Source organism: Mesorhizobium sp. M0139 (assembly GCF_040322455.1).
Taxonomy (GTDB): Bacteria; Pseudomonadota; Alphaproteobacteria; order Rhizobiales; family Rhizobiaceae; genus Mesorhizobium.
Map to the genome: position 1 here is coordinate 185,008 of NZ_JAMYTN010000009.1, position 16,735 is coordinate 201,742.

Annotated in this window: 14 protein-coding genes and 1 tRNA gene; 12 read left to right on the plus strand and 3 right to left on the minus strand. The window is 63.0% G+C overall.

Going from position 1 to position 16,735, the window contains the following annotated elements:
* Window positions 1-30 precede the first annotated feature (30 nt).
* Genes NKJ58_RS17485 through NKJ58_RS17500 form a run of 4 tightly spaced genes read left to right on the plus strand, consistent with a single transcriptional unit; the run spans window position 31 to window position 4,856 of the window.
* A complete protein-coding gene (locus tag NKJ58_RS17485; RefSeq protein WP_023688770.1) occupies window positions 31-1,128 on the plus strand; it encodes a microcin C ABC transporter permease YejB in 1,098 nt (365 codons plus the stop codon).
* On the plus strand, window positions 1,128-2,267 hold the full coding sequence (locus tag NKJ58_RS17490; RefSeq protein ID WP_023682037.1) for an ABC transporter permease: 1,140 nt from the start codon (window positions 1,128-1,130) through the stop codon (window positions 2,265-2,267). The genes NKJ58_RS17485 and NKJ58_RS17490 overlap by 1 nt, the downstream gene beginning before the upstream one ends.
* A complete protein-coding gene (locus NKJ58_RS17495) occupies window positions 2,264-3,895 on the plus strand; it encodes an ABC transporter ATP-binding protein (protein WP_023692608.1) in 1,632 nt (543 codons plus the stop codon). The genes NKJ58_RS17490 and NKJ58_RS17495 overlap by 4 nt, the downstream gene beginning before the upstream one ends.
* Window positions 3,896-3,914: 19 nt before the next feature.
* Window positions 3,915-4,856: a 2-hydroxyacid dehydrogenase gene (locus NKJ58_RS17500; protein ID WP_023696755.1), complete on the plus strand. Its 942-nt coding sequence runs from the start codon at window positions 3,915-3,917 to the stop codon at window positions 4,854-4,856.
* A gap of 12 nt (window positions 4,857-4,868) precedes the next feature.
* Here the strand turns inward: NKJ58_RS17500 and NKJ58_RS17505 are convergent, their stop codons facing one another.
* On the minus strand, window positions 4,869-5,225 hold the full coding sequence (locus NKJ58_RS17505; RefSeq protein WP_023730905.1) for a hypothetical protein: 357 nt from the start codon (window positions 5,223-5,225) through the stop codon (window positions 4,869-4,871).
* Between the two features lie 104 nt (window positions 5,226-5,329).
* Window positions 5,330-6,262: a class I SAM-dependent DNA methyltransferase gene (locus tag NKJ58_RS17510; RefSeq protein WP_352518543.1), complete on the minus strand. Its 933-nt coding sequence runs from the start codon at window positions 6,260-6,262 to the stop codon at window positions 5,330-5,332.
* A gap of 105 nt (window positions 6,263-6,367) precedes the next feature.
* On the opposite strand from NKJ58_RS17510, the gene NKJ58_RS17515 reads away from it, so the two are divergent.
* Both NKJ58_RS17515 and NKJ58_RS17520 read left to right on the plus strand, forming a co-directional pair.
* Window positions 6,368-7,378: a ligase-associated DNA damage response exonuclease gene (locus tag NKJ58_RS17515; RefSeq protein WP_352518544.1), complete on the plus strand. Its 1,011-nt coding sequence runs from the start codon at window positions 6,368-6,370 to the stop codon at window positions 7,376-7,378.
* A 223-nt stretch (window positions 7,379-7,601) separates the two neighbouring features.
* The gene (locus NKJ58_RS17520) at window positions 7,602-9,200 is read left to right on the plus strand and encodes a cisplatin damage response ATP-dependent DNA ligase (RefSeq protein WP_352518545.1); all 1,599 of its coding nucleotides are present in this window, start codon (window positions 7,602-7,604) and stop codon (window positions 9,198-9,200) included.
* Window positions 9,201-9,207: 7 nt separating this feature from the next.
* On the opposite strand, the gene NKJ58_RS17525 is transcribed toward NKJ58_RS17520, so the two are convergent.
* Window positions 9,208-10,431, minus strand: a complete 1,224-nt coding sequence (locus tag NKJ58_RS17525; protein WP_023669501.1) for a hypothetical protein — start codon at window positions 10,429-10,431, stop codon at window positions 9,208-9,210.
* Window positions 10,432-10,782: 351 nt separating this feature from the next.
* Between NKJ58_RS17525 and NKJ58_RS17530 the strand changes: the two genes are divergently transcribed.
* From NKJ58_RS17530 to NKJ58_RS17555, 6 genes are all read left to right on the plus strand, one after another.
* Window positions 10,783-10,858 (plus strand) — tRNA-Thr (locus NKJ58_RS17530).
* Window positions 10,859-11,351: 493 nt separating this feature from the next.
* Window positions 11,352-11,540, plus strand: a complete 189-nt coding sequence (locus NKJ58_RS17535) for a hypothetical protein (RefSeq protein ID WP_352518546.1) — start codon at window positions 11,352-11,354, stop codon at window positions 11,538-11,540.
* Window positions 11,540-12,721 carry an acyltransferase family protein gene (locus tag NKJ58_RS17540; protein ID WP_023669499.1) on the plus strand — a complete coding sequence of 394 codons (1,182 nt, stop codon included), beginning with the start codon at window positions 11,540-11,542 and terminating at the stop codon, window positions 12,719-12,721. Before NKJ58_RS17535 ends, NKJ58_RS17540 begins: the two co-directional genes overlap by 1 nt.
* Complete coding sequence (locus NKJ58_RS17545; RefSeq protein ID WP_023669498.1) at window positions 12,718-13,830, plus strand: glycosyltransferase family 2 protein; 1,113 nt, start codon at window positions 12,718-12,720, stop codon at window positions 13,828-13,830. The genes NKJ58_RS17540 and NKJ58_RS17545 overlap by 4 nt, the downstream gene beginning before the upstream one ends.
* Window positions 13,827-14,873, plus strand: coding sequence for a glycosyltransferase family 2 protein (locus tag NKJ58_RS17550; protein ID WP_023738159.1), 1,047 nt, complete (start codon window positions 13,827-13,829; stop codon window positions 14,871-14,873). Before NKJ58_RS17545 ends, NKJ58_RS17550 begins: the two co-directional genes overlap by 4 nt.
* Window positions 14,873-16,669, plus strand: a complete 1,797-nt coding sequence (locus tag NKJ58_RS17555) for an ABC transporter ATP-binding protein (RefSeq protein WP_027049321.1) — start codon at window positions 14,873-14,875, stop codon at window positions 16,667-16,669. The genes NKJ58_RS17550 and NKJ58_RS17555 overlap by 1 nt, the downstream gene beginning before the upstream one ends.
* Window positions 16,670-16,735 lie beyond the last annotated feature (66 nt).

The window sequence follows — 16,735 nt, forward strand, 5'->3', positions numbered from 1 at the left end:
CCCTCCCCACAAGGGGGAGGGTGAAAGCTGATGGGCGCCTACATACTGCGCCGTATCCTGCTGATGATACCGACCCTGTTCGGCATCATGGCGGTTGCTTTCGTCGTCACTCAATTCGCACCGGGTGGACCGGTCGAGCAGGTCATTGCCAGCCTGACCAACCAGGGCGGCAACGATCGGCTCGGCAGTGGCGGCGGCGATGCAGGAGGTGGCGGCAATTTCGATGTGGCCGGCGATGTCGGTTCGAAGTACCGCGGCGCGCAAGGGCTCGATCCTGAATTCATCAAGAAGCTGGAAAAGCAGTTCGGCTTCGACAAACCGCCTCTCGAACGCTTCGGCATGATGCTGTGGAACTACGCGCGCTTCGATTTCGGCGACAGCTATTTCCGTGACATTTCGGTACTCAACCTGATCCTGGAGAAGATGCCGGTTTCAATCTCGCTCGGGCTGTGGATCACGCTGCTCTCCTATCTGATTTCGATTCCCCTTGGCATCCGCAAAGCGGTCAAGGACGGCTCCGCCTTCGACATCTGGACCAGCGGCGTGATCATCGTCGGCTATGCCATACCGGCCTTCCTGTTCGGCATATTGCTGATGGTGCTTTTCGCCGGCGGCTCGTTCTGGGACTGGTTCCCACTGCGCGGCATCGTCTCCGACAATTGGGACCAATTGTCGTGGCCTGACAAGATCGTCGATTATTTCTGGCACATGACCTTGCCGCTGACGGCGCTGGTGCTGTCGGCCTTCGCGACGACGACGCTGCTGACCAAGAACTCCTTCCTGGAAGAGATACGCAAACAGTATGTGGTGACGGCCCGTGCCAAGGGCCTGTCGGAGCGGCGGGTGCTTTACGGACATGTGTTCCGCAACGCCATGCTGATCGTCATTGCCGGCTTTCCAGCGGCCTTCATTTCGGCCTTCTTCACCGGCTCGCTTTTGATCGAGAACATCTTTTCCCTCGACGGTCTCGGGCTGCTCGGTTTCAGGTCCGTGTTGGCGCGCGACTATCCGGTCGTGTTCGCCAACCTCTATATATTTTCGCTGCTTGGCCTGTTCGTGACGCTGTTGTCCGACCTGATCTACACATGGGTCGATCCGCGCATCGATTTCGAGCGGAGAGACGTCTGATGACGCAGGCTGCAGCCGAGATCACACCGACAAGGATCGCCCGCCCCTGGCTGTCGCCGCTCAACAAGCGGCGCTGGCAGAACTTCAAGGCCAACAGGCGCGGCTACTGGTCGTTGTGGATATTCCTCGCTCTGTTCGTGCTGTCGCTGTTTGCCGAACTGATCGCCAACGACAGACCGATCGTCGCCTACTACAAAGGCGAGATCCTGTTCCCGGTGGCGGTCGCCTACCCCGAGGAAAAATTCGGCGGCTTCTACGCCGTCACCGACTATCGCGACCCGGTCATCCGCGACGAGATCAACGCCAATGGCTGGATGATCTGGCCGCCAATCCGCTATTCCTACCGCACCGTCAACAATGCGATCCCCGACGCCGCTCCCGCAAAACCGTCATGGGAATACGACGCGCAGAGGCGATGCAGCCAATATCCGCAAGGCGCTGCCGATCCTGACTGCATTGTCGGCAACTGGAACTGGCTGGGTACCGACGACCAGGCGCGCGACGTGCTGGCGCGCATCATCTACGGGTTCAGGATTTCCGTGCTGTTCGGGTTGATCCTGACCGCGGGTTCGTCGGTTATCGGCGTCGCCGCCGGCGCGCTGCAAGGGTATTTCGGCGGCTGGACCGACCTTCTCTTTCAACGCTTCATAGAAATCTGGTCGGCGATACCGCTGCTGTATCTGCTGCTGATCGTCGCCGCCATCCTGCCGCCGGGCTTCTTCATCCTGCTCGGGCTGATGCTGCTCTTCTCCTGGACGTCGCTTGTCAGCGTGGTGCGCGCCGAATTCCTGCGCGCGCGCAACTTCGAATATGTCAACGCGGCCCGCGCGCTTGGTGTGTCCAACCGCACCATCATGCTGCGCCATCTTCTGCCCAATGCCATGGTGGCGACGCTGACCTTCATGCCTTTTCTGGTCAGCGCCTCGATCTCGACACTGACCTCGCTCGACTATCTCGGCTTCGGCCTGCCGCCCGGCACCGCGTCGCTCGGCGAACTGCTAAAACAGGCGCAGAGTAACCTCAATGCCCCCTGGCTCGGTATATCGGGCTTCATCGTCATCTCGCTGATGCTGTCGCTGTTGGTGTTCATCGGTGAAGCAACGCGCGATGCTTTCGACCCGCGCAAGGCGTTCCGATGAGCAGCGAACTCCTGCTCTCCGTCCGCGATCTCAGCGTTGCCTTCACCCAAGGCGGCAACGAGTCGACCGCCGTCGACCACATCTCCTTCGATCTCGCCAAGGGCGAGACGGTGGCGCTTGTGGGCGAATCCGGTTCCGGCAAATCGGTCTCGGCGCTGTCGGTGCTGAAGCTTCTGCCCTACCCGACGGCCAGCCATCCCTCGGGCAAGATCCTGTTCCAGGGCGCCGACCTTTTGGCGATGAACGAAAAGCAGTTGCGCAGCGTGCGCGGCAACAAGATCACCATGATCTTCCAGGAGCCGATGACCTCGCTCAATCCGCTGCACACGATCGAGCAGCAGATCGTCGAGATCCTGGCGCTGCATCAGGGCATGGGCGACCGCCAGGCCAAGGCGCGCACGCTGGCGCTGCTCAACGAGGTCGGCATTCGCGAACCGGAAAAGCGGCTCGACGCCTATCCGCACCAGCTGTCCGGCGGCCAACGCCAGCGCGTCATGATCGCCATGGCGCTGGCCAACGAGCCTGAACTGCTGATCGCCGACGAGCCGACGACGGCGCTCGACGTCACTGTCCAGGCGCAGATCCTCGAATTGCTGGCGGGGCTGAAGAGCCGCAAGGGCATGTCAATGCTGTTCATCACCCATGATCTCGGCATCGTCCGCAAGATCGCCGACCGCGTCTGCGTGATGACCAAGGGCAAGATCGTCGAGACCGGACCGACGAAGGACATCTTCGCCAACCCGCAACACGCCTATACCAAGCACCTGTTGGCCGCCGAGCCGAAAGGCAAGCCGCCGGCCGCCAACGACGCCGCCAAGCCTGTGATGACCGGCAAGGACATCAAGGTTTGGTTCCCGATCAAAAAGGGTTTCTTTCGCACCACCGTCGACAATGTGAAGGCGGTGGACGGCATCGACGTCACCGTGCGCGCCGGCCAGACCCTCGGCGTCGTCGGCGAATCCGGCTCCGGCAAGACGACGCTCGGCCTGGCGCTGGCGCGGATGATCTCATCGACCGGCACCATCCAGTTCAACGGCAGCGACATCGACCAACTTTCCTTCAACGCCATGCGGCCGCTGCGCCGCGAGTTGCAGATCGTTTTCCAGGACCCGTTCGGCTCGCTCAGCCCGCGCATGTCGGTCTCGGAGATCATCGAGGAAGGCTTGAAGATCCACGAGCCGAAGCTGTCGCCCGACCAACGCGACGACAAGGTCGTCGCCGTGCTGAAGGAGGTCGGGCTCGATCCGGCGACCAGGAACCGCTATCCGCATGAATTTTCCGGCGGCCAGCGCCAGCGCGTCGCCATTGCGCGCGCCATGGTGCTCAATCCACGCTTCGTCATGCTGGACGAACCGACCTCGGCGCTCGACATGAGCGTGCAGGCGCAAGTGGTCGACCTCTTACGCAATCTGCAGGCCAGGCACGACCTTGCCTATCTGTTCATCAGCCACGATCTGAAAGTCATTCGCGCCCTTGCCAATGACGTCATCGTCATGCGCAATGGCAAGATCGTCGAAGCCGGCCCTTCCGAACAGATTTTCGAGCGGCCGCAGACCGACTATACGAAGGCGCTGATCTCGGCCGCGTTCAAGATCGAGACGGCGCCGGTCGGTATCGTCAGCGAATAACAGGGAATACAATCCGCAAATGGAAAAAGGCAAAATCCTGCTTGCCGTCACCGGCTTTCATCCGCAGCGCTGGCGCGAGCTGCTGTCGGCCGAGCGCGAAGTGGTGCTGGAGCCGGACGGCGCTTCGGATCCGTCGATCACCTATGCGGTGGTGTGGAAGCAGAAGCCGAACCTACTGAAATCGCTGCCCAATCTGCGCGCAATCTTCTCGATCGGCGCCGGCGTCGACCACATCTTCGCCGATCCCGGCCTGCCCGATGTGCCGATCGTCAAAGTGGTCGCCGAGAACCTGACGCAGTACATGACCGAATATGTCGTCTGGCGCGTGCTCGACCATCACCGCCAGGGCATGCTCTATCGTGCGCAGCAGCCGAAGAAGACCTGGCACGAACCGCCGCAGCGGCCGGCCGGTGACATCTCGGTCGGCATTATGGGGCTCGGCAATCTCGGCCGCGCGGCGGCATCGGTGCTGTTGTCGCTCGGCTTTGCCGTCAATGGCTGGTCGCGGAGCGACAAGGCCATGAAAGGCGTTGCGACCTATGCCGGAGAGGCCGGGCTGATCCCCTTCCTCAACGCCACCGACATACTGGTGGTGCTGTTGCCGCTGACGCCGGACACGCACGGCATCATCAATTACGGCGTGCTGAAGGAATTGCGCAAGCGAAACGGCCTCGGCGGCTCGGTGCTGATCAATGCCGGGCGCGGCCGGCTGCAGAAGGACGCCGACATCTTGCGAGCGCTGGACGACGGCACGCTGAAGGAGGCGAGCCTCGACGTGTTCGAGGTCGAGCCGCTGCCGAAGACCAGTCCGCTTTGGAGTCACCCGAAAGTGTTCGTGACGCCGCACGCGGCGGCGACCTCCGACCCTGTCCACCTGGCGCCGAGCATGTTGCGGCAGATGGATGCCTTCGAGCGCGGCGAAAAGCTTGATAACGTGGTCGACCGCAAGGCGGGGTACTGAGGAAGTTCAGGTTCAGCTCGGCAGGGTGAACTTCTTCTGTTTGTTGGGCTTGCCGCAGTCGCGGCGGACGATCGAGCGGTTCATGGCGTAGATCTTGCCACTTGCCAGATCAGTATCGCGCTTGCTTTTGGAGCGCATATCCGGCGTGAACGGGCCGAAGCCCATCGCCGGATTGGAGAAGCTCGGCTTGGCGTCCGTCGACAGATGGTATTGCTGCGCCAGTTCGTTGCGCTGCGCCAGCAACTGGTCGCAAGGCACGTTGTCATATTGCAGCGACGATTGCACGTCCTGGTCCTGCCGCTCCGACATCGAGCTGCTGCAGCCGGTCATTGCCAGGCAAGACACCAAGACCATCATGTTCCAGCGCATGTGTTCCTCCTCAATGCCTGCCGAGGGCTTTTCTCGGCTTGTATCCTACCTGATGCCGCGCCAGCCGCAAAAATCCTATTCACGTTTTCGAACAAGACGAGACATCAACCCTTGGACGAGGGCACCGCCAGCGCGGCAAGCCCGTCGACCGGCTGGCGGCGATCCCAGCGGATGACGGTCGGCTGCATCGACAGCACCGACAGGCCGTTTGCGGCAAGCACCCGCTCGACATAGGCTTGAGAATGGGCGTAGCGACGAGACGGCTGCAGCGCGAAACCGGCGTCGCCGCCCGCCCCGCCCTTTTCTGGCTTTTCGACGGAAAAGGCAAACAGGCCATTGGTGGCCAGAATGCCCGCGACGGTCTTCATCACGCGATCGAGCGCGCCGACGTAGATGAACACGTCGGCCGCCACCACCAGATCGGCTTTCGGTCCGGCATAGGCGAAATCCTGCAGATCGGCCTTGGCGAGCAGATCGTAGACGCCTTTGGCGCGGGCCTTTTTCAGCATGGCGGCGGAGATGTCGTAGCCCTCCAGCCGTTCGGCGACCGGCCGCAGTTTCTCGCCCATCAGACCGGTGCCGCAACCAAGGTCGAGCGCCAGCGAAAAGCGGCCCGCCCTTGCCGCTCGAATGGCGCGATCGAGAAACTCCGGCAGCCGGTAGCCGAGCTTGCCGACCAGCGAATCTTCGAAAGTTTCGGCATAGTGGTCGAACAGCGTTTCGACGAAGGCGCTGGGTGGCGCCGCGGCAGCCGGCGCCTTGCCGATGAGTTGCAGCTTCAGCGCAGCGCCAAGGCGATCCGCCGGGTCGAGTTTCAGCGCCGTCGCCCAGGCTTGAGCCGCCACGTCGAGCCGCTCGGCCGTCTCCTGCATCTCGCCAAGACGGAACCAGCCCGCCGCCCATTGCGGCGCCAGTTCCAGCGCGCCGAGCAGCAGCTCCGCCGCTGCCGCGTGCTCGCCCGAGCCGAAAAGCATCTCGGCATAGTCGGCGCGACGGTCGGCGGTCAGGTCGCCGGACGAGATTTTCAGCGGTTGCATGGCGATGGCCCCGCCGGCTGATGCGGCCGGTGGCTGGCTGTAGGCCGAGTCAGCAGTCTCTTGCAACAGGCTTCCCGCGCTGGAATTAGCCACTATTTTGAGTGGATGCGCGCCAGCGAACTGCTCCATCCCCGGCCTGAAGGCCTTTATTGCCCATCCGGCGATTTCTTCATCGACCCGGTGCGGCCAGTCGACCGGGCGTTGATCACGCATGGCCATTCCGACCATGCCCGCTCCGGCCATCGTTCGGTGCTGGCGACGCAGCAAACGCTCGACATTATGGGGTTGCGTTATGGCGAGGATTTTGCCGGGACAACGCAAGCGGCCGTGCTTGGCGAAGCGATGGCGCTGAACGATGTCAGCGTCACCTTCCATCCGGCCGGCCATGTGCTGGGCTCGGCGCAGATCGCGGTCGAGCACAAGGGCAGGCGCATCGTCGCCTCCGGCGACTACAAGCGCCAGAAGGACGCGACCTGCGCACCGTTCGAACCGGTCCAATGCGATGTGTTCATCACCGAGGCGACCTTCGGCCTGCCGGTGTTTCACCATCCGCCCGACACGGAGGAGATCGCCCGGCTGCTCAAATCGGCGGCGCAGTTTCCCGAGCGATCGCATCTGGTCGGCGCCTATGCGCTGGGCAAGGCACAGCGGGTGATGCGGCTGCTGCGCGATGCCGGTTATGACAAGCCGATCTATATCCACGGCGCGCTGGCCAAGCTCAGCGAATATTACCAGAACCAGGGCATCGACCTCGGCACGCTGGAGCCGGCAACCGTCGACAGCGGCGGCAAGCAGGATTTCACCGGGGCCATCGTTGTCGGCCCGCCATCGGCCTTCGCCGACCGCTGGGCGCGGCGCTTTCCCGACCCGATCTCGTGCTTCGCCTCGGGCTGGATGCGCATCCGCCAGCGCGCCAAGCAAGGCGGCGTCGAACTGCCGCTGATCATTTCCGACCACGCCGACTGGGACGAACTGACCGCCACCGTCAAGGAGACGGGCGCCGGCGAAATCTGGGTGACGCATGGCCGCGAGGAAGCGCTGGTGCGCTGGTGCGAGCTGGAAGGCATCGCCGCCAGGCCACTGCACCTGGTGGGATATGAGGACGAGGGCGATTGATGGTGATCACCAGCGCCGCGACCCGTTGCGCCCCCCTCTGGCCTGCCGGACATCTCCCCGTCAAGGGGGCATATTGGCAGCTCCAATGCCGGCTCATCTCCGCCAATATCGGAGATTGGCCAAGGCCGGCGCGACATCCGATCTTCCTCCTTGAGGGGGAGATGGCCGGCAGGCCAGAGGGGGGTGCCTCGCGCCGGTTTTCACCATTGGCGTGGGGCGACGCATGAACCGTTTCGCCGAACTCCTCGACCGCTTGGTGCTGACGCCGTCGCGCAATGGCAAGCTGACGCTGCTCGTCGACTATTTCCGCAGCGTCGAGGACCCCGACCGCGGGCTGGCGCTGGCGGCGATCACCGGCGACCTCAACATTGCGGCGGTCAAGCCGGCGATGCTGCGCACGCTGGTCACCGAGCGCATGGATCCGGTGCTGTTCGGCTATTCCTACGACTATGTCGGCGACCTCGCTGAAACCGTGTCGCTGGTCTGGCCGCAAACGCCGGGACATATCCCCAACCGGGAGCCGACGCTTGGCGACGTCGTGGCGACGCTGCAGGCGGCGAGCCGCTCCGACGGACCCAAGGTGCTGGCCGGGCTGCTCGACAGCGCCGGCATTTCGGCGCGCTTTGCCATCATCAAGCTGGTCACCGGCGGCTTGCGCATCGGCGTTTCGGCGCGGCTGGCCAAACAGGCGCTGGCCGATTTCGGCAAGGTCGATGTCGCCGAGATCGAGGAGCTGTGGCACGGGCTGACGCCGCCCTATATCTCGCTGTTCGCGTGGCTGGAAGGCAAGGCCGAGAAGCCGAAGCGGACCGCACTTGCCCTGTTCAGTCCGGTGATGCTGTCGAACCCGGTCGGCGACGGCGACCTCGAAAAGCTCGATCCGGCCGCCTATGCCGCGGAATGGAAATGGGACGGCATCCGCGTTCAGGCGGTGTGCGAGGGCGGCGTGCGCCGGCTCTATTCGCGCACCGGCGACGATGTGTCCGGCGCATTCCCCGATCTCGCTCAGGCGATGAATTTTTCCGCCGCGCTCGATGGTGAATTGCTGGTCGGCGAGCCGGTGGCGACCGGCACCTTTTCGGACCTGCAACAGCGGCTCAATCGCAAGAGCGTGGCCCCGAAGATACAGCAGCAATACCCGGCCTTCATGCGCTGCTACGATGCGCTGCAGATCAACGGCGAAGATTTGCGCGCGCTACCTTTCCGCGAGCGGCGGGCCCGTCTTGAAGCCTTCATCACAACGCTGGACCCGCACCGTTTCGATCTGTCGCCATTCGTCGAATTCCGGGATTGGCAAACGCTGGAGGAACTGCGCCGCGCGCCGCCGCACCCGATTATCGAAGGCGTGATGCTGAAGCGCTGGGATTCGCCCTATCTCGCGGGACGGCCGAAAGGGCCGTGGTTCAAGTGGAAGCGCGATCCGCACACGGTCGATGCTGTGCTGATGTATGCGCAGCGCGGCCATGGCAAGCGGTCGAGCTTTTATTCCGACTATACGTTCGGCGTCTGGTCGGGGCCGGAAGGCGCGGAGGAATTGGTGCCGGTCGGCAAGGCCTATTTCGGCTTCACCGACGAGGAGTTGAAGCAGATCGACAAATTTGTCCGCGACAATACGGTCGAGCGTTTCGGCCCGGTGCGCTCGGTGCGCGCCGACCGCAGCCAAGGCCTGGTGCTGGAGGTGGCGTTCGAAGGTCTCAACCGTTCGACCCGCCACAAATCCGGCGTTGCGATGCGATTTCCCCGCATCTCACGGCTGCGCTGGGACAAGCCGACCGCCGAAGCCGACCGCATCGAGACGCTGCAGGCGCTGCTTGATCGCTAGGCAGCGCTCACGGTTCGATCGAAACGCGGATCTCGTAGATGTCGACCGCCTTGCCCTGCTTGTCGAAGTCGGAGTTGATGGCGATGCTGCCGGCCGCGCCCGGGGGCTTGTCGGGAAATTTCACGTCGAACAGATATTCGTTACGCTGCTGGCCGACCGCATAGCGCTTGCGGCCGCAGTCGCCGAGATCGCCGAAATTGCAGTCGACGGAGATCTGCGTGTCCTTGCCGTCCTCGGCGCGGGCGACGATGTCGAACACGGCATGTTTGCCGGCAAGCTTCTCCAGCACGCCCTGCCCGACATCGAAGCTGATGGCCGAGCCGGAAGCGCCGGAGCGGATGCGCAGGAAGGAGCCGGTGTCGTCCTGCACGACGTCGGCCTTGGCGTCGGACGGGGTCGCCACATGCGTTGGATCGGTGGGTGTAAACACGTTGATCCAGTCGCGCGTCTGTTCGGCGACACCAGGCTGCTGCGGCGCGCCAGGCTGCTGCGGCTCAGTTGTATCGGCAGGCGGCGTGAAGTCGTCATCGTCGACGGTCGGCGGCGCTTCGGGAGGCGCCGTGTCGAGCTGCGCCGGCGTCTTGAAGACTCCGGTCTGCACGGCGAAATAGAGGCCGATGCCGGCGGCGGCGAGCAACGTCACGCCAAAGAAGATCGCCGTCAGCGGCAGGCGGCGGCCCCTTATCCGCCTTTCATCGCGGTCAGGCGCCACTTCCGCCGCGGCCTCGGCCGGCGCGGAATCGGCCATATCGATCGCCGGGGCGCCGGGCAGCGTGGCGTCAGGCATGATGTCGGGGACGACCGGCAGCACGCGCGAACGCGGCGCGTCGGATGCCTCGGGCTGAACCGGTTCATCAACGACGATCGCCGGCGACGGTCCGGCCGCGACACCTGTCGGGGCATCGACCGCGGGCGCTTCGGCGGCGCCCTGTACGGCGTCTTGCGGCTGCGCAACGCGTTGCGTCAGCGCGGTATCTTGTGTCTGCGCAGCGCTCTGCGTCTGCGCGGCGACATCGGGGACCGCGGGCAGGAATTCGGATTCGATCTCGGCGATCTTTTCCTGCACCGCCTTACGGCGCTTGATGGCGGCTTCCACCGTCACGCCGGGATTGGCCTGGAGCACGCGGTCGAGCGCCGCGAAAGCCGACCGATAGACCCGCTCGCGAAATGCCCGGTCCTCGGCGTTGCCTTTCTCGAAGGCGTTGCGGATCGCTTTTTCGATCGCGTCCAAGCGAATTCCCCTGTCCGTTCGCTTACATTGCCATGATCGTTAGCCGCAGGCGACCAATCAATCAACGGGCGAGCGCCCGCATTCTGCCTTACAGGCCTGTTCAACGCCCATTTCGATGCCTTTTAGCAATAAAATCAGTCCGTTTGCCGCCCTGCCGGGCGATTTGCGCGCAGTCCGGCGCGACGTCTCCGCGTAATCGAAAAAGCAAACGAGGCGATGGCTTATTCCGCGCCAATGGAAAATGACGGGACGAATTGCCGGATCCAGCCTTGAAATCACGGTTGCCCATCTTGAATTAGCGGCCGGTTGAGTCTATCACCCAGCCGATCCTGGAGGCTTCGCGCTTCCTGGGCCGCTTTAGCTCAGTTGGTAGAGCACATCATTCGTAATGATGGGGTCAGGTGTTCGAGTCACCTAAGCGGCACCAGTTCTCCATCCGACGCAAGCGTGACGGCAGGTGCAAGGCTAATGCACGTCACTCCCTACGCCAACACCGGCACTTCCTGTCTGCCTCGTCGACATGCGCCATATGGCCGCCGCCACAGGATTGCGTCGTCAGACGCTTGACCATCGACTATGCTGCATCGCGCAAGATCGACAGCCTAGAGAACCCGACAATACAAGCATAATTTATAAGATACAAAACCACTATCTTAGAATAATCTTCGTCAATTTTGACCTATATCAGACACTCCGGATTATAGTTGTGTAATTAAACCGTGTCTTTTCTGACATGGTACCACTTCTCGTACAGCATTGCGGACGTGAAAAAACCCTCAGCGACGCAACGCACTCGCAAATCATACCCATTTTTAGCACTAACTCACACAAATATTACAGCTCGATAGATATTTTGTGTTGCACTGCACCATTGCCCGGTTGCACCATTTCTTGGGGGATTTGGTACTGGGAAGTGCGCCGTGGAGGATTCCGCCAAGTTGATCAGCTTGAATTTTTCGCTGGCCAGCACCGATTTCGAGGCTGCCCCGCGCAAAGGGCGCGGGTTTGATGTTGTCGGCGCACTCTCGACGCTGGCAGGCCTCGACCTGAGGCCCGGAATGCAGGGCCGCTGGCTTCATCGGAGATTTCAGACCGGCGGAAATGGCTGATGGCGGTCGCGCGTGACAATCAGTTGGACGCTCTGCGCGCCATCGCTGTCACGATGGTTCTCTATTCCCATTTCCTTGCACCCAACGGGTCCTCCTTTTGGGGCCACATCGGGGTGCGGCTTTTTTTTGTGCTGAGCGGCTTCCTGATCACACGACTGCTGCTCGAAGCGCGCGCCGCGGCCGAATTCAAAGCCGGCCCTGCATTGAGTTCCTTCTACATCAGGCGCGCGCTACGCATATTCCCGCCCTATTTCGCCGTGCTTGGGTTCGTCTGGCTGACCGATCTGGAGCAGTCCAGTGGATCGCTCGTCTGGCATGCGCTTTACCTGTCGAATTTTTGGTACGCGCTGCGCAACGAATGGACGCCCTGGCTACTCTGCCATTTCTGGAGCCTGAGCATCGAGGAGCAGTTCTATATCGCCTGGCCGCTGGTCGTGCTTCTCGCACCCCGCCGGCGGGTGGAAGCGATCACTATCGGCGTCATCCTGTTGTCGCTGGCCTATCGCTTCTACTGGCCGATCACCGCCACCCCGGCGCTAGCGCGCGACCTGCTGCCGCCAGCATCGATGGACGCGCTGGCGTTTGGTGCTTTGCTTGCCTGCCGGCGGACCAGAGGCGCCGGCCTGCCGCAATGGATGCGGCTAGGCTGGCCAGCCCTTGCGGCTGTCTTCCTGGCGATTGAGTGGCTTATCCCTGCGCCGGCCGATCCTATGCTGGAATGGGCTCGCTGGGCGTTGCTGCAGATCCTGCCCCTAGTGCCGCTGGTGGCCGTTGTCGCCGCCTGTTCAGCCGGCCTTGGCGGCGTCCTCGGCAGGGTTTTCGAACTGCCACCGCTGCTGTCACTGGGCCGCATCAGCTACGGCGTCTATCTTTACCATCCGATCCTTCTGTCGCTCGCCGTCAAGTCACAGCCCTGGATCCCGCTCAATGTCTCGGAGCAGGGGCCAGGGCGTTTCCTGGTCGCGAGCGCCGCCACGATCGCCGTCGCTTCGATCTCGTGGACGGCTTTCGAAAAGCCGCTCAACGGCCTCAAGCGCCGCTTCCCCTATGTAGCGCGCCGCCGCTCCCAGGCACGCTCTGGCGATGCCGGCTGGCTCGGCAGGGCGGCGGACGCCTATCCCGGCGGATCCCCCGATGGCCGCGCCGCACTCGAACTCCGGCGCACGGATGCGCAGAGATGACCACCGCGCCGCTCGTCTCCGTCCTGCTGCCGGTCTACAATGCCGGGCCTTATCTCACCGCTGCGCTGGAGAGCATTCTGCGGCAAGACTACGATCGCCTGGAGGTCATCGCTATCGATGACGGATCGACTGACAACTCGCTCGAGATTCTCGAACGATACCGCCGGGCAGACAATCGCGTTTCTGTCATCTCGCGTGAGAACCGCGGCCTCGTCGCCACCCTCAATGAAGGGCTACGACTGGCCCAGGGCGAGCTTGTTGCGCGAATGGATGCGGACGATGTCGCCTATCCCCGGCGCCTCTCGCGCCAGGTCGCACTGTTCGAGCGGCGGCCCGATCTCGGCTTCTGCGGCGCCTGCGTCGATACCTTGCTTCACGGCCGTATCGCCAAAGGCAGGCTAGACCCGGTGTTCCGGCTCGGCCGGCTCGACATATTGTCGATGTTCTTTACGATATTCTTACATCCGACGGTGATCTACAACAGGAATGTCATTGGGAACAACGATCTCTATTACGATCCAAAATATAGACATGCCGAGGATTTTGATCTCTTCAGACGGCTTGCCGGCCGTTTCCCGGCGACCATATTGCCCGATAGCCTGCTCGTCTATCGCATCCATGCGGGAAGCGTGACCATGCGGCATGCCAAGGAAATGCGCAGGACGCATTTGCGGATCGTGGCCGAAAATCTCGAGCGTGAGGGGCTTGCGGAAACCACAGCGGATCTGCGCGACATCGGCGAGGCCGTCTCTTTCGACACGGTTTCGCGCGCAGCCGATTTCATCCGTGCGCTCGAAGAGCGGATTTCCGAGCTGCCGACCGACACACGGCCAAGCTTCGAGGCAGGCGCGCTGAACCTGTTCTATTTCCTCTACCAACTCGTCGGCGACGAAGGAGAACCGCCGCTGACCCACGAATTGCTCACGCGGACGGCGAGATGGAATTTCATCCGGCGCCGCGAACAATATGCGCTGCGTCCCGGCGTCTGGGCGCCTTGGCTCAGCCTGCTCTCGATAAGGGCCGGAAAGCGGGCGGACGCGGTGGCGTACTTCTTCAAAACCACGCCGGCCGAAGCGGTGCTTGCGCGTTATCAGCGGGGACTGGTATGACCGACAGGCCCCACCCGCTCCTGCGCGATCACCAGTTTGCGAGTGCACCTGTCCCGACATCTCCCCGATCGGAGCGGCCGTCGCTCGAGGTCAGTTTCATCGTCTGCACGCGCGACCGCGCCGCTGTGCTGGAGGCTTGCATAGCCTCGATCCAGGCCGCATGCCGGGTGCACGCCACCTTCGCGGCAGAGTTGGTGGTGGTCGATAATGGTTCACGGGACGGCACGTCAAAGCGGCTGGCCGCTATCGCCGAAACTTCCGACATCCCAGTCACAGCCGTCTCGGAGACTCGCCCCGGACTAGCCGCTGCCCGCAATGCCGGATTGGCGCGAGCGCGAGGCCGCGTGCTGGTCTTCGTCGACGACGACTGCAAGCTCGACCGCGACTATCTCCGCGACCTGGAGCGGCACTACCGGAGTGGCGAGAAGTGGCTGATCCGCGGCGGCCGGGTCGAGCTCGGTGATGCCCGGGACCTGCCCTTCACCATAAAGCTCCGCGAGGCAAGCGAGCGGCTGACCCCGGCGGTCCACCCCGGCGGCTTCGTGCTCGGCTGCAACATGACCATGCACCGCGACGTCGCGGCCCGCATCGGCTCGTTCGACGAACGCTTCGGCGCTGGCGGCCCGCTACGCTCGGCTGAAGATACTGATTATCTCGTGCGGGCGATGCTGCTCGGCATGCCGGTCGAGTACGTGCCCGACATGACGGTCTTGCATCATCACGGCCGGCGAGACCGCAAGTCGATCGACAGGCTGCACCGCGACTATAGCCTCGGTAATGGTGCGCTGTGCCTGAAACATGTCCGCCACGCCCCTTGGCTGCTTCGCCATGTCTATTGGTCTGCGCGGGCCGCGTTCAGGGAACTGGCGGGCCGTCCTCGCTTTGACCGCGACCTCGATCTGTCGCACTGGCCTATTGTCGTTATGAATCTGGCAGGTGCCGCCAGATTTGCGCTGCTCGTCATGATGGGATGGCCAAAACGGCTGCCGCTGCGCCACGACCGACAAGCCAGCGAAGCCAATGCGGAGGCCAGAGCGCGATAATGTCACTGATTCCGTCAGCCCTGCCAATGCTGCGCCGCGCGCTTGGTGGCAGGCTGTTGCGGCTCGTTCCCGTCGTGGTGGGGCTCGGGCTTGCGGGCGCCGCGCTGGAAGGCCTCGGCATCGGTCTCATCATTCCGCTGCTTGGCATCATTATGGGACGTGGCGAAACATCAGGCATGGCCGGTTTCTCCGCCCTCCTCCAGCAGGTTGGAGCGGACCTCGGCGAGCGCCAGCGGCTGATCGCCATTTCGGCCGCGATCCTCGGTTCGATCGTACTGAAAAATGTCTTTGCCTTCGCCAACACTCTGCTGACCAGCTACATCTACGGCAAGGCAGGTTATTCGATCCGTAGCGCACTGTCGGAGCAGTTGCTCAGGGTCGGCTACCCCTTTTTCCTGCAGCAAAGCCCCGGGCGGCTGCTCAACATCATCTCCAACGAATCCTGGCGAGCATCCGACGCTATCCAGGCCCTGCTCGGCGCGATCGTCAGTGCCTCGGCCGCCGTCATCCTGCTCGCCTTCCTCCTGCTCCTCTCTTGGCAGATGACGCTGCTGGTGACTCTAGGGCTGGCGCTTGTCCAGCTGGCGCACGGGGTTTTGTCGTCCAATCTGAAGGCGCCGAGCCGCAGCGTCGTCTCGCGCAACAGCGCACTGGCGTCGCAGATGCTGCATCTGGTGCATGCCGGGCGCCTGATTCGCATCTTCGGGCAGGAGAACCGTGAAAAGGCGGTCTTCGCCAAAGCGTCCGACGGGGTGCGGCGGGCGGCTTTCGTGCTTTCAATCCGCCAGGGCGTCTTGCCGCCACTGACCGAGGTATTGCACGCGATGCTGTTCCTGGCGGTGGTGATCGGAGCCTGGCTGGCGAATGTAAGCTTCCCGCTGACCGTCGCCTTCCTCATCCTGCTCTACCGACTGCAGCCGCATATGCGGGCCTTGCAGATGTCCTGGAGTCAGTTGCAAGGCATGAGCGGCTCGCTGGAGGAGGTACAATGGCTGCTCGATCCTTCCGACAAGCCCGAGGCGCCGCAGGGCAGCCTGCCGTTCGACGGCTTGCGCCAAGGGATCAGCTTCGATGATGTGAGCTTCGCCTATTCCGGTCCCCTGTCAGGCCCCGACGCGCGCGAGGCGGTGCTGCATAAGGCGGTGTTCGACATCCGCAGCGGCCGCTCGACGGCGCTGATCGGCCGCTCGGGCGCCGGCAAGACGACGATCGTCAATCTCCTGTGCCGCTTCGTCAAACCCGACAGCGGCAGGATCCTCGTCGATGGGGCACCGCTCGATGAAGTGGACCCAAGCCAGTGGCGGCGGAACATTGCCCTGGCCAGTCAGGAGCTGGAACTGGTCGATGGCACCATTTTTGAAAACATTATCTACGGCTACGACACGGCGTCGGCCAGCGACGCCATGCGCGCCGCAAGGCTGGCCGAGGCACATCAATTCATCGAGCACCTGCCGCAGGGCTACGCGACACTGGTCGGATACCGGGGCATCAACCTGTCAGCCGGACAAAGGCAAAGGATCGCCCTGGCGCGGGCGCTGGTGCGCGATCCCGATATTCTCATCCTCGACGAAGCCACCAGTGCGGTGGATGGGTTGTCAGAAGCCGCTATTGTCGAGACGCTGAAATCGCGGGCCGGCCGCCGCACCACCATTGTCATCAGTCATCATTACAGCACCATATCGTTCTGCGACGACGTGGTGATCTTGAGCCGCGGTCGGGTGAAAAAACAGGCCCCCTTCGCAACCCTGGCAATGCTCAGCATGGACGAGCTTTACCAGCACGGAGCGGGTGAGTGATGGGGCGCACCCCAACCTGCGACGCGGCTTGCGCCCGGCAGCTCGCAGATCGCGATCAATCCTGCC